Genomic DNA, 13,378 nt, shown 5'->3' on the forward strand with positions numbered 1-13,378 from the left:
TTTTTTTATGGGTTCTCCGGAAGTAAATTTTGGGATCATTTTATATGATTGACTTTCAATATGATATATGAGTAACTTAGTGTATTATTTTTTAATATGTGGAAAGATGCCAGCGGGACTGGAAGTTCGCAGGAAAGAAAAAGTGAAAAAAGCTAAAATGGACAAACCGGTAACAGGGGGAATGAATAACTTTGGCAGTCATGTCATGTATACACCGTTAGCCAGGCTAATCCAAAAGATTATTAACCATTAAAGTCATTTTGTCCTATCAATCCTGTTATGGAGTTGCGGCCGTTCGCAACGCCATTTTCCGGTAGCTCAGCATAGTTGGTAAGTGTAGTTTAACCTTTTTATTTTATGGTAGCCGTCATCATTGTTTTAACTTTATTAGTGTTATTGGGCTGGACGATATTGTTCCGCCACTTCAGGGCTTTGCGGGCAGCGAATGTTAATCTTGTAAAGCAGGAACAGAAGGAAGCCTCGTTATTATACCAGCTGCACGAGGCCAAAGAAAGATATTGCAGGCTGGAGGAAAAACTACGCGGGCTCCAGTACGAGCTGCAGAAAGAAAAACAAAAAGAGGATCATCGCTGATAATAATATCCACCTTGTATTGATGCCATCACTTCCGGGTTTGCCAATATTTAGTTAGGTTTGTCGGCATGCAGGTAGTTTTTCAGATCACATCCGGTGAGCAGCATGCCCAGTTGTCTATGCTCGGGCAGCTCAATAATCTTCTTAATTATACCAACGAACGCGAAACACGTATAGCCGTAGAAGTGGTGGTGCATGGCCATGCCTGGAACCTGCTGCTGGGAGAGGGGCATCCTTGCCCGGAAAAAATAACCGCGCTGCAGGAGCGGTCCGTCCGTTTCCTTATTTGCCGGAATACCCTGAATAGCCATCAGCTCAATACAGCGCAGCTGTTTCCCTTCGTAGAAGTGGTGCCTGCGGCCATAGCGCACCTGGTAGAAAGGCAGCACCAGGGATGGGCGTATATAAGATGTTAGTTTAATTGTTTATTAGTTAATTGGTTTATTAGTTTATTTTTACATTTTTAAAGTAGTTGTGCCGGGAAATGAGGTAGAAAGTTTGAGGGGAGGCACCAAATAAAAATTGTGGTAATAACGTTAAATGGATGCACGATTAAATAGGACTAACCTCTTAAACTTAAATACATTGAAATTCTCCAAATCTACCGGAATACTGTTGTTATTCATGGCAGTTCCCTTTTTTACCTTTGCGCAGGACTGGCATGTCGGCGCCTTTGCAGGTATCTCCAACTACAGCGGAGACCTTAACGAGCAACGGGTGGATATGAAATATTCCCGGCCTGCACTGGGACTGCTGGTAAGAAAAGACATCAACCGTTATCTTACTGTTCGTGCCGCCTTTACCTGGGGAATTGCTACGGGGGCAGACAGTACCAATTCGGACAAATTCCTGGTGGCCCGTAACCTGAGTTCCCGCACGAATATATTTGAGGGTAGCCTGATCGGTGAGATCAATTTTTTTGACCTGGATGAAAAAGGTTTTACCCCCTATGTATTTGTAGGAGTGGGAGGTTTTGGTTTTGATCCTACAGCGAAAGACCAGTCGGGCAACCGGGTGCGGCTTCGTCCTCTGGGCACGGAAGGGCAGGGATTACCGCAGTATCCTACCCGGCAGCCTTACGACCTTTTTTCCTTCTCTTTCCCTTTTGGAGCGGGTATAAAAGCCAATATCAACGAAAAATGGACGCTTGGATTTGAAATAGGGCTTCGTCCCACTACAACGGATTACCTGGATGATTTAAGCACCAATTATGTAGACCAGAATACGTTGCTCACCTACCGTGGCCAGAAATCAGTGGATATGGCTTACCGGGGGGATGAAGTAACCGGTAAAGTAGCACCGGGAACCTATCCTGCGGATGGAACCATACGTGGTTCCGATAAACATAAAGACTGGTACGCGTTTTCCGGTTTTACCATTACTTACCGTTTGGGTGGTGGTAACGGATGGGGTAAACCGAAAGCTACCCGCTGTCCTATACTGAGACCATAATTTACTGATATTCATAGTATTCATCACTTTAACGATAGTTTAAATCCCGGCATACCGCCGGGATTTTTTTATTGGCATAGTTGTTGAATTTATGAGTTCAAACAGGTATAATGCAGCCACCAGCTTATGGCGGATCGCAGTATCACAAATCGCGGAGAGAGTAATGAAACAACAGCCGCAAAAAAATAAGTTGGTGTGCCACAACCTGTTCAGCTAACGAAAAAGAAGTGCCATGAAGAAGTTTTTAAATATAGCTTCAGTGATGTTGATAACAGGCGCCATGAGCGTTTCCGCGCAGCACAGGCCACCTGCACCACCACTGCCACCCAGGCCACCGGTACCGGCACATTTACCACATCCACCGGCGCCGCCTTTGCCACCAGGGCTGCCCAGGCCGCCAAGGCCTCCGCATCACCGGCCACCGGCTCCGCCACATCCGCCGCATCATTACAGAAAACATTATAAAAAGCATTATAAGAAACCACATAGGCCTCGCAGGTATGCTTTTATGGAATACCCGGGATCCACTTATGTTGATGCTGATGCCTCCTTTACCCGGTATACGGGCTGAAATAAATAACACACCACAACTTTTATTTGCCAACCGATCTTGAACTAAAAACCAAAAAAACATGAAAAAAGTACTGCTGTTGATGCTGCTTATTGGCGGCACTGTGCTCACCACGTATGCACAAAGGGGACGCGGCCACGGGTATGGACACGGACGCGGGCATGACCGCTGGGATAACGACCGATGGGAAAGATGCGAACGCCCGAGAAGGGTAGTGTATGTACGCGACAGATACGACGATTGCTACCGCAGGCCACGGGTAGTATACGCAAGACCGGCCTATTACCCGGCTGTAGTACCTGTTCCGGTACCTGTACCGGCCCCGGTACGCTATTACCCGTCGAGGCCAAGAGCCGTATTTCACGCGGGTGTTACCATAGTGAACTGATAACTGAAAGTTGAATAAATGAGATGCCTCCCGTTTTTAAACGGGGGGCATTTTTTATTGCGGTGCGGGATGGTTACTTTTGTTGATTGGTAATAAGATCCAACATGGCATATAAACATCTCAGACACTTTATAGATACGCTGGAACAGGCAGGAGAACTGGTACGCATAAAAACTTATGTGGACCCTAAACTGGAAATCGCTGAAATCACCGACCGGGTGAGCAAATCGCCTGATGGGGGCAAAGCCCTGCTGTTTGAAAATACAGGTACCGGCTTCCCCGTACTGATCAACTCCATGGGCAGCTATCGCCGTATGTGCCTGGCGCTGGGCGTGAATGAACTGGATGATGTAGCCGGTGAAATTGAAAATCTCTTTAAACTATTATCCAAACCAAAGGAAAGTATACTCGATAAACTGGCCCTGCTGCCAAAGCTGGGGCAATTTGCCTCCTGGATGCCCAAAGTAGTGAGCGGCAAAGGCAGTTGCCAGGAAGTAGTAATGGCCGATCCCGATCTCACTAAACTACCGGTACTTACCTGCTGGCCTAAAGACGGCGGTCCGTTCATTACCCTTCCCGTGATCCACACCAAAGACCCGCTTACCGGCACCCGCAACGTAGGAATGTACCGCATGCAGGTATTTGAGAAAGATATGACAGGTATGCACTGGCATAAACACAAGGTATCCGCCAAACACTTCATGGAATACAAGAAGCTTAACAAGCGTATGCCCGTTGCCGTAGTACTGGGCGGAGATCCCGTTTACACCTATTCCGCTACTGCACCACTCCCCGAAAATGTAGATGAATACATGCTGGCCGGCTTTCTCCGTAAAAAGAAAGTGGAACTGGTAAAATGTATCACCCAACCGGAAATAGAAGTACCGGCGGATGCCGATTTTGTAATAGAAGGCTATGTGGAACCTGCTGAAGATCTCATATGGGAAGGGCCTTTCGGGGATCATACCGGCTATTATTCGCTGGCCGACTGGTACCCCCGGTTTCATGTAACGGCTATCACACATCGTAAAGATGCCGTTTACCCGTCAACGATAGTAGGCATCCCGCCGCAGGAAGATGCCTGGATAGGTAAAGCCACGGAACGTATTTTCCTGGCGCCTATTAAAATGACCCTGGTACCGGAAATCATTGATATGGAAATGCCGGTGGAAGGCGTATTCCATAACCTCGTGATTGCACAGATCAAAAAAGACTACGCAGGCCAGGCACAGAAAGTGATGAATGCCATGTGGGGCGCCGGCCAGATGATGTTTAACAAGATCCTGGTGGTAACAGACGACGGCACAAAGATCAATGATTATAAACAGCTGGCGCAATATGTCTTCCAACACCTGAATCCTGCTACAGACATATACCTGAGCCAGGGCCCCATGGACGTACTGGATCATTCCTGCTCTAAAATGGGCTTTGGCGGAAAAATGTGCATAGACGGTACCCGCAAATACGAAGAGGAACAGGATACTGCTTTTGTAACGGCGCCTGCTCCCCGCGAGATAGATACAGCCGCTATCATGCAACAGTTCCCTGAAATCAAAGGCATCAATGCCTCCCTGCTTCAGCTGGATATTTCCTGCATACTGGTGGCAGTGGAAAAAGCCCGCCCATCGCATGTACGTGAGCTGAATGAACAACTGTACACACTACCTGCACTGGCCGGTATTAAAATGATCCTCTTCGTGGAGCACACGGTAGACGTGAGCGACCTGGCCTCCGCATTATGGCGTTTCTGCAATAACCTGGACCCGAAGCGCGATAGCTTTATTGTTCGCGTACCGGCTGCTGAACCCGGCAGATATGTGGGCGGCATTGGCATGGATGGCACACTCAAAACCAGGCTGCTGGACAATTTTGAGCGCGACTGGCCCAATATCATTGTGGCAGACGATGCCACTATCCGGAAAGTGGATACCAAATGGCCGGAATTGGGCATGGGGCCTTTACTGACCTCCCCTTCTCTTAAATATAAACAACAGATCTATGGCGAAGAAGCGGTGGTACAACAGTAGTTACCTGCTGCTGATCCTGTTACTGGCCGGCAGCCTGCAAACTGCCGGCCAGGTGAACCCTGCAGATTTCCGTTTCCTGGATAGGCTGGAAGGTACCTGGAAGATGAACACCCGCAAAAGCACCATCGTGGAAACCTGGAGCCGGAGCAACGACTCTACCTGGACAGGCAAAACCTGGCGGGTAGTGGGAGCTGACAGCGCTTTGCAGCAATCCATGCAGCTGGTACGGAGAGGCGCTGATATCTATTATGTTCCCGCCTATGAAGGGCAGGACAAACCCGCTACCATACATCTCCGGCTACGGGTATTAAAAGCCATCGGTTTTGTAGCCGAAGACCTGAACAACGATTTCCCTAAGAAAATCACCTACCGCTTTAAAGATGCCAGGCACCTGGACGCCCGCGTAGAAGGCGTACGGGACGGCACTATAGAAGAATACATTTTCCAGTATTCTATTTCCCAGGACTAAAGATTCCCGATTGCGTAAATCATTTTCCCGCTTCGCGGGAGAAGAGCGGATTGCTGTATCTATTTTTGTGAGACACACACGATACACAGCACCATAATATTCTCAATAAAGCAATAATTTGAGTTGGTCGTACAAGTAATGCCGCACCCGTTCACGGGAAGCGGCTTTTTTTGTGCGCGCCTTCGGCGCGGAGATTGTCTGACTCAGGATTTAGATGATTACGCTGATTTCACTGATTTTCCTGTGTTTTGTTTTGAATTTTTGGGGAGATAAAAAAAGAAGGGAGACAGCAGCAAATATATTCGCTGCTATCTCCCTAAAAAATATTTGGTGCAAAACTCAGGAAAATCAGTGAAATCAGCGTAATCATCTAAATCCTGAACCAAGACAATTTAAACGCGCCGAAGGCGCGCCTACTTGTGGATCTCAGAAGTAAAGTTGAACTGGATATCAGGGTTGTTGGTGCGTTCTGTATTCAGGTACCATTCCGACTGGGCCAGGTATACGAGGTGGCCGTCTTTGTCTTCCACGATATTGGAAGATTTAAAACGGATAAATTCTTCGATCTTGTTTTTAGGGCCGGTGAGCCAGCAGGCCTTGTAGAAAGGCAGGGTATTGAACTGGCAGGCAGCGCCATATTCCTGGAGCAGGCGGTACTGGATCACTTCAAACTGGAGGTCGCCTACGCAGCCAATGATCTTGCGGTTACCGCCGTGTTGGGTAAAGAGCTGTGCCACACCTTCATCTGTGAGCTGGCGGATACCTTTTTCCAGTTGTTTTGTTTTCAGCGGGTCTTTATTCACCAGTTCCTTAAACAGTTCCGGCGAAAAGCTTGGAATGCCGGTGATGTAAAAGTCTTCACCTTCCGTGAGAGTATCGCCGATCTTGAAGTTACCGGTGTCGAACAAACCCACCACATCGCCGGGGTATGCGTCGTCTACCACGTTCTTTTCGCGGGCCAGGAAGCTGTAAGGGTTACTGAACCTAACGTCTTTGTCTAAACGAACATGGTGATAGAATTTATTCCTTTCGAATTTGCCGGAGCAAACGCGGAGGAAGGCGATACGGTCGCGGTGACGCGGATCCAGGTTAGCATGGATCTTAAATATAAATCCGCTGAACTTATCTTCGTTCACATCTATTTCACGCGTAGTGGCAGTGCGGTTACGCGGAATGGGAGCGATGTCCACGAAGGTATCCAGCAGGTCTTTCACCCCAAAGTTATTCACGGCGCTGCCAAAGAAAACGGGTGCCAGTTTACCGGCCAGGTAATCTTCCCGGTTAAAGGTGTCGTACACGCCTTCGATCAGCTCTACATCTCCGCGCAGCTGGGCTGCATCTTTTTCGTTGAAATGTTCATCGATGTAGCTGCTGCTGAGATCTGTGAGCGGCACTACGTCTTCATCAGTGGCTTTCTTATTAGGTAAGAAAGCTACCAGGCTTTTATCGTACAGGTTGTAAACGCCTTTAAAGTCGCTGCCCATGTTAATAGGCCAGCTGAGGGGCCTTACACGGATGTTGAGTTTTTCTTCCAGTTCATCCAGGAGATCGAAGGGATATTTACCGTCGCGGTCCATTTTATTCACGAAAATGATCACAGGAGTATCGCGCATGCGGCATACTTCCATGAGTCTTTCTGTTTGTTCTTCCACCCCTTTTACGCAGTCGATCACCAGCACTACACTGTCTACCGCCGTAAGCGTACGGTAGGTATCTTCCGCAAAGTCCTTGTGACCGGGGGTATCCAGGAGGTTCACCAGGATATCGCGGTATTCGAAGGTCATTACGGAAGTGGCTACGGAGATACCTCTTTGTCTTTCAATTTCCATGAAATCCGAAGTGGTATGTTTCTTTATTTTATTGGACTTCACCGCACCGGCTGTTTGAATAGCTCCGCCGAACAGGAGGAATTTCTCTGTCAGCGTAGTTTTACCGGCATCCGGGTGAGCGATGATAGCAAAGGATTTTCTTTTACTGATTTCGTTAGCGTACTTCATATATATCCGAAAAATGGCAGCAAAGGTAACTAAATTTTTTGTCCGGCTATATTTCGTGTTTATTGGCGCTGCCCGTGCCGATAAATCCGCTAAATTTGGAATATGATAGCGACCCTTAAAATATTATGGAATAGTTTCAAAATGGCGATGCAGGAGCTGCGGGTGAATAAATTGCGCACTTTTTTATCGTTGTTTGGGATTACCATTGGCATCTTCTGCATCATCGCGGTATTTACGCTTACCGGTAGCCTGGAACACAATATCAGGAAGGACCTGGCCGACCTGGGCGACGATGTGGTATATATGCAGAAGTGGCCCTGGGGTGGTAACGGCGAATATCCATGGTGGAAATATATGAATCGCCCGGAGCCGGAGTATAAGGATCTTAAGCCTATCCAGGACAAGGTGCAGAGCGCCAGTTTTGCTTCCTTCAACTTTGAATCCGGCGGTAAAAAAGTGGAGTTTGGAGATGATTATATGGATGGGGTGACGATGATGGCGGTGACTAACGACTTTGACCAGATACAGACCTTACAGATCCTGGACGGCCGTTTTTTTGCCAACAGTGAAAGTAACAGCGGCGCCAATGTGGCTATCCTGGGCTTTACCATATGGGACGGGCTTTTCCCTTCGCCGGAAGCGGCTATGGGCAAAGTGGTGAAAGTAGCCGGCAGGGATGTGAAGATCGTAGGGGTGCTGAAGAAAAAAGGGGAGAGCATGATTGGCGGGATCGGGTACGATAACGCCATTATCCTGCCATACCGGTTTGCCCGCACAGTGGTGGATGAACGCCGTTTTGCGGACCCGTATATCCTTATAAAGGCAAAACCCAATGTGAGCATGGATCAGCTGAAAGATGAGCTAAGAGGAGTAGTACGCGCCACTCACCGGTTAAGGCCGAAAGAGGAAGATGATTTTTCGCTGAATGAGATCAGTACGGCGAACGACAGCCTGAATGCCATGTTTGCCGCCATTAATATGGGAGGGGGCCTGATTGCAGTGTTTGCGCTGGTTGTAGGTGCTTTTGGTATTGCCAATATTATGTTTGTAACCGTAAAGGAACGGACCAATATCATCGGGCTGAAAAAGGCCATAGGAGCGCGGAGAGGTATTATCCTGATGGAATTTCTGCTGGAGGCGGTGAGTTTGTGTTTGCTGGGCGGAACGTTTGGATTGCTGCTGGTATACCTGCTTACAGTGATTATTAACCTGTCCGGTACTTTTGAGATGGTACTTTCTGCGGGATCAGTGATATTCGGGCTGAGCATATCCGCCCTGGTAGGGTTGCTGGCGGGGTTTATTCCTGCCTATACAGCCAGTAAGCTGGATCCGGTGGTAGCCATCCGGAGTAACTAAGCGGGGTTTAAAATAACGGCAACAGCGGGGCTGTTGTACAGGCGGGGTTTTCCCGCCTTTTTTATTAATTTTGTTCCTTATGTCGGTTAAAATATTAGCTATAGAGTCGTCCTGTGATGATACAGGAGCAGCAGTGATCGTAGACGGAAAGGTATTATCCAATCATATTGCAGGTCAGAAGGTGCATGAACAGTATGGGGGCGTGGTACCGGAACTGGCTTCGCGTGCACACCAGGAAAATATAGTACCCGTAGTGGATATTGCCCTGAAAACAGCAGGGGTGAAGCGGGAAGAACTAAGCGCTGTTGCCTTTACACAATCGCCCGGGTTGATCGGCTCCCTGCTGGTAGGCAGTTGCTTTGCAAAGTCCATGGCCATGGCGCTGGATATTCCCCTGATAGGCGTGCATCATATGCAGGCGCATGTGCTGGCTAATCTGATCGATGACCCCAAACCGGATTTTCCTTTTCTATGCTTAACCGTGTCGGGTGGTCATACCCAGATCGTTTTATGCGAAAGCCCGCTGCGTATGCGGGTAATTGGCGAAACGCTGGATGACGCTGCCGGAGAAGCTTTCGACAAAAGCGCCAAAATATTGGGCCTGCCTTATCCCGGAGGTCCATTGATCGATAAGTATGCGCAAACCGGCAATCCTGCCCGGTTTAAATTCCCCGAGCCACGTATCCCCGGCCTGAACTTCAGTTTCAGCGGGCTGAAAACGGCTATCCTCTATTTTCTGCAGGAGAACCAGCAAAAAGATCCGGCTTTTATCTCCCAAAACCTGCCCGATATCTGTGCTTCTATCCAGCACCGGATCATCAGCATATTACTGAACAAAGTGGTGAAGGCATCAGAAGAAACAGGTATCCGTGATATTGCCATTGCCGGCGGTGTAAGCGCCAACAGTGGTTTGCGGGCTGCATTAACAGAGTGGGGCCAAAAACATCACTGGCGTACTTTTATTCCCAGGTTTGAATATTGTACAGACAATGCTGGTATGATTGCGATCACTGCCCACTATAAATACCTGGCGGGTGATTTTGCGTCACTGGATGCCGTACCTACCGCAAGAGCCGCCTTTTAAATTCCATTAACAGGCCAGGATAAAAAGGAACTGCTAATTGCTAAAATCCTATGCTCATCCAACCGTATATCGGTTTAGCTTTAGGGGCGCCTTCGGCGTTTTTAAATTGTCTTGGTTCAGGATTAGGATGATTATACTGATTACGCTGATTTCTATAACTGTTCATCTCTATGAAGAAAATCTTTGTCGTTTTATCGGGGCTTATTATGTTGGGCCGGTTATTGTTTGCGCAGGCGCCAGCGGCTCAAACGGAGTGGAAGAATCAGAAGTATTCTATGTTCATCCACTGGGGGGCCATTTATTCTACGCTGGGCGGCGTTTGGGAAGGTAAACCTGTTACGCGGGGATACAGTGAACAGATACAGTCGCATGCCGGCATTTACAGTGATGTTTATGGGGATATTGCCAAACAATTTCACCCGGAACACTGGAATGCCGATTCAATAGTATTGCTGGCAAAGGCCGCAGGAATGAAATCGGTGGTGATGACATCCAAGCATCATGATGGCTTTTGTATGTTCCATACGGCCTATACCGATTATAACGTAGTGGATGCAACGCCTTTCAAGCGGGATGTGTTGAAAGAGTTATCGGATGCCTGCCGCCGGCATGGTCTGAAATTCGGGATGTACTTTTCATTGATCGACTGGCATTTTCCGCAGGCGTATCCTATTTCCAGCAGCAACAGCGATCCTATTACCCCCGAGCATCATGAGTTTAATAAAAAACAGGTAACGGAGCTGATGACCAACTACGGCCCTGTATCCGAGATCTGGTTTGATATGGGATCGCTTACCGCACAGCAGAGCCGCGACCTGGCGGATATTGTACACCGCCTGCAACCGGGTTGTATGGTAAGCGGACGCCTGGGGAATGATGCGGGTGATTTTTGTGTAATGGGAGATAACCAGTACCCCGATTATAAGATTGCTTCCGCCTGGCAAACACCTGCATCTGTGTATGATGAAACATGGGGCTACCGCAGCTGGCAGCAGCATGGCAAAGCAACAGATAAGGCGCATGAGAAGCTGGAAGGACTGATCAAAGTGGTAAGTCGCGGCGGTAATTACCTCCTGAATATTGGCCCACGTGGCGATGGTTCGGTGGTAGACTTTGAAAAAGAAGTACTGCTGCTTAACGGCGCCTGGCTGAAACTCAATGGGGAAGCCATTTACGGCGCTTCGGCCAACCCGTTTGATACTACATTTGCCTGGGGTGAAGTAACTGCGAAGCCCGGGAAATTATACCTGCATTTACTGCAGCAACCGGAACAGGGCACTATTATGCTGCCGGGATTAAACAGTAAGATCAGCCAGGTTACTGTACTGGGCAATGGGAAGAAGTTGCCGGTGAAAATCTCCCTAAAAAATAATAACACCTATCTCCGGTTACCGGCAGATTTTAAACCGGCAGACAAAGAAATCCCGGTGCTGGCAGTGGCCTTTAAAGGAGCGGTAGCTATTACACCTGTTCACTTATTACGCCATGCCACCCGTTTAAGCAGGCACAATGCCACCCCGTTATTCAGTTTCTCCGGTGTTGATTATGAAAGTTATTACCGCAGCGAGGTAGGCGAATCATGGGCATTTACAGCGCAAAAACCGGCAGCCCTGCAACTGGTGTATAGTGATCAGGAAAAAGGCAAACATATTACGCTCACCATGAATGGCGCTACCAGCGAAGTGTTGCTGGATGGCGGCGCTCCCACTACGCTGAAAAATGATCCGGCTTCCCTGCAATGGGGACCCATGTACAGTGCAGGGCCTTTCTGGTCCGGTATTGATGGTACACATGGCAGCTTAAAAAATATTGATCCGGCGCAACCATGGCCTGGTAAAGACAATGCCGCATGGACATTGCACAGCGACTGGAAAAATGATGCTCCCATTACTTTAACCGCCGGCAGGAGTGTAGCCAGTTATATTTTACAGGAAATTACTGCGCCTGCAGCGGGTGATTACCTGGTAGGTTTTAGCAGTGGAGATGGTATTGGAGTATACCTGAACGGTGAAGAGCAGGTATTGCATAATAACCCCGAGCGTGGCGGAACACAATCGGAAGTATTGTTGTTATCTCTTAAAGAAGGGAAGAACCAGTTAGTAGCCAAATACTACAACCGCTTTGCAAAGCAGGCAGTAGCGGGCATTAACCGCAATGTACCACAGGCAGTATATGTACAGCAGTTACCGGTGCACATAAAGGGCAACGGTAAAGTAGAAAGCTGTGTGATCAGGGAGGCGAACCCGGTTTCCGTACATCGTAATTTGCGGATGCCTAACCTGGCCCTGGTATTAGATTCAAAATAAAGATGGCAAATACATTTTTTAAATTCAAGCAGTTTACCGTTCACCAGGAACACTGCGCCATGAAAGTATGTACAGACGCCTGTATACAAGGCGCTTTCACGGCGCGGTACCTGGCAGATAATGAAATAACGGCGCCGGCTATACTGGATTTAGGCGCCGGTACCGGACTGCTGAGCCTTATGCTGGCACAAGAGGTAGACGCTGTAATAACCGCGGTGGAACTGGACGCCGGCGCAGCGCTTCAGGCCGTACAAAATTTTGATGATTCTCCCTGGGCGCACCGGTTAACCCTAACCCGGCAGGATATACGAAAAATGGATGGCACTGTGAAGTATGATTTTATTATCAGTAATCCGCCGTTTTATGAACATGCGCTGAAAAGCGGGCATGCAGGGAAAGACCAGGCTATGCATGCTACCAACCTGAGTTACCAGGAGCTGATCACGGCGGCGGATCAGCAGCTGGCCGCTTCCGGTGAGCTGTCGGTGTTGCTGCCTTATATGGCTTTTGAAGGTTTCAGGGGATTGGCACAGTTGGCCGGGCTTCACCTGAAGCAGGTGTTGTATATCCGGCAAAGCGTGACCCATGGGTATTTCCGGACCGTGGGTATTTTTTCCCGGAAGCCGGGGAATACGGTGGTGAGCGAGCTTGCCGTGTATGGTGCAGACCGGGTGTATACACCGGGGTTTGTGGAGTTGTTGCAGCCGTATTATTTGTACCTGTAACAGTACGGCTACAGTGAAATGACTTTTATGAAATGTTTTGGATGGTTTTAACACGAAAGCATTTTAATGTCTTTCAGGGCTTCATAAACAAATCAGCGCCAATAACCGGGGGTGAAAAAATATAATTATTTTATTGCTTCACCGGTTTTCCATAGATTCATTTATGAAGAAGATACTTTTTTACTCCCTGTTGTTTCCATTGGTGATTGCCTGTAACAAGCAAAGTACAAAAGCGATATCCCGTTTGCCTCAACCGGACCCCGTGATGATTGGAAATACCTATACTATTGTAACAGCGGCAAGCAGCATATACCTGGACTCCGGAACCGTATACAGACTGGGTTTAGCGCCATACGCCTCCTTCTTTAAATTTGACCGGAGCATAAAGAACGGTAACTTATACTATGAA

The 13,378-nt window shown here is 48.3% G+C and carries 13 protein-coding genes; 12 read left to right on the forward strand and 1 reads right to left on the reverse strand.

Annotated features, from left to right (window positions below):
• Positions 1 to 357 precede the first annotated feature (357 nt).
• From VN105_RS07290 to VN105_RS07320, 7 genes are all read left to right on the forward strand, one after another.
• Positions 358 to 594 (forward strand): hypothetical protein, encoded by a 237-nt coding sequence (locus VN105_RS07290; RefSeq protein WP_325639383.1) that lies wholly within the window; start codon positions 358 to 360, stop codon positions 592 to 594.
• 68 nt (positions 595 to 662) lie between these two features.
• The gene (locus tag VN105_RS07295; RefSeq protein WP_325639385.1) at positions 663 to 1,010 is read left to right on the forward strand and encodes a DsrE family protein; all 348 of its coding nucleotides are present in this window, start codon (positions 663 to 665) and stop codon (positions 1,008 to 1,010) included.
• A 208-nt stretch (positions 1,011 to 1,218) separates the two neighbouring features.
• A complete protein-coding gene (locus tag VN105_RS07300) occupies positions 1,219 to 2,046 on the forward strand; it encodes a DUF6089 family protein (RefSeq protein ID WP_414647234.1) in 828 nt (275 codons plus the stop codon).
• Positions 2,047 to 2,241: 195 nt separating this feature from the next.
• Positions 2,242 to 2,511: a hypothetical protein gene (locus VN105_RS07305; protein WP_325639389.1), complete on the forward strand. Its 270-nt coding sequence runs from the start codon at positions 2,242 to 2,244 to the stop codon at positions 2,509 to 2,511.
• 167 nt (positions 2,512 to 2,678) lie between these two features.
• Positions 2,679 to 3,005 carry a hypothetical protein gene (locus tag VN105_RS07310; protein WP_325639391.1) on the forward strand — a complete coding sequence of 109 codons (327 nt, stop codon included), beginning with the start codon at positions 2,679 to 2,681 and terminating at the stop codon, positions 3,003 to 3,005.
• Between the two features lie 104 nt (positions 3,006 to 3,109).
• Entirely contained in the window at positions 3,110 to 5,032 is a 1,923-nt protein-coding gene (locus VN105_RS07315) for a menaquinone biosynthesis decarboxylase (RefSeq protein ID WP_325639393.1), read from the forward strand.
• A complete protein-coding gene (locus VN105_RS07320) occupies positions 5,004 to 5,501 on the forward strand; it encodes a DUF6265 family protein (protein WP_325639395.1) in 498 nt (165 codons plus the stop codon). Before VN105_RS07315 ends, VN105_RS07320 begins: the two co-directional genes overlap by 29 nt.
• A gap of 413 nt (positions 5,502 to 5,914) precedes the next feature.
• Here the strand turns inward: VN105_RS07320 and VN105_RS07325 are convergent, their stop codons facing one another.
• Positions 5,915 to 7,498, reverse strand: coding sequence for a peptide chain release factor 3 (locus VN105_RS07325; protein WP_325639397.1), 1,584 nt, complete (start codon positions 7,496 to 7,498; stop codon positions 5,915 to 5,917).
• Between the two features lie 102 nt (positions 7,499 to 7,600).
• On the opposite strand from VN105_RS07325, the gene VN105_RS07330 reads away from it, so the two are divergent.
• The 5 genes from VN105_RS07330 to VN105_RS07350 form a co-directional block, all read left to right on the forward strand.
• On the forward strand, positions 7,601 to 8,854 hold the full coding sequence (locus VN105_RS07330; protein WP_325639399.1) for an ABC transporter permease: 1,254 nt from the start codon (positions 7,601 to 7,603) through the stop codon (positions 8,852 to 8,854).
• A gap of 79 nt (positions 8,855 to 8,933) precedes the next feature.
• Positions 8,934 to 9,938, forward strand: coding sequence for a tRNA (adenosine(37)-N6)-threonylcarbamoyltransferase complex transferase subunit TsaD (gene tsaD, locus VN105_RS07335; protein ID WP_325639401.1), 1,005 nt, complete (start codon positions 8,934 to 8,936; stop codon positions 9,936 to 9,938).
• 170 nt (positions 9,939 to 10,108) lie between these two features.
• The gene (locus VN105_RS07340; protein ID WP_325639403.1) at positions 10,109 to 12,244 is read left to right on the forward strand and encodes an alpha-L-fucosidase; all 2,136 of its coding nucleotides are present in this window, start codon (positions 10,109 to 10,111) and stop codon (positions 12,242 to 12,244) included.
• A 2-nt stretch (positions 12,245 to 12,246) separates the two neighbouring features.
• Positions 12,247 to 12,969, forward strand: a complete 723-nt coding sequence (locus VN105_RS07345) for a tRNA1(Val) (adenine(37)-N6)-methyltransferase (protein ID WP_325639406.1) — start codon at positions 12,247 to 12,249, stop codon at positions 12,967 to 12,969.
• Between the two features lie 163 nt (positions 12,970 to 13,132).
• Positions 13,133 to 13,378, forward strand: a 246-nt coding sequence (locus tag VN105_RS07350) for a hypothetical protein (protein WP_325639408.1), incomplete at its 3' end; no start/stop codon positions are given.

Origin of the sequence: Chitinophaga sp. (genome assembly GCF_035564935.1) — a bacterium.
Lineage (GTDB): Bacteria > Bacteroidota > Bacteroidia > Chitinophagales > Chitinophagaceae > Chitinophaga.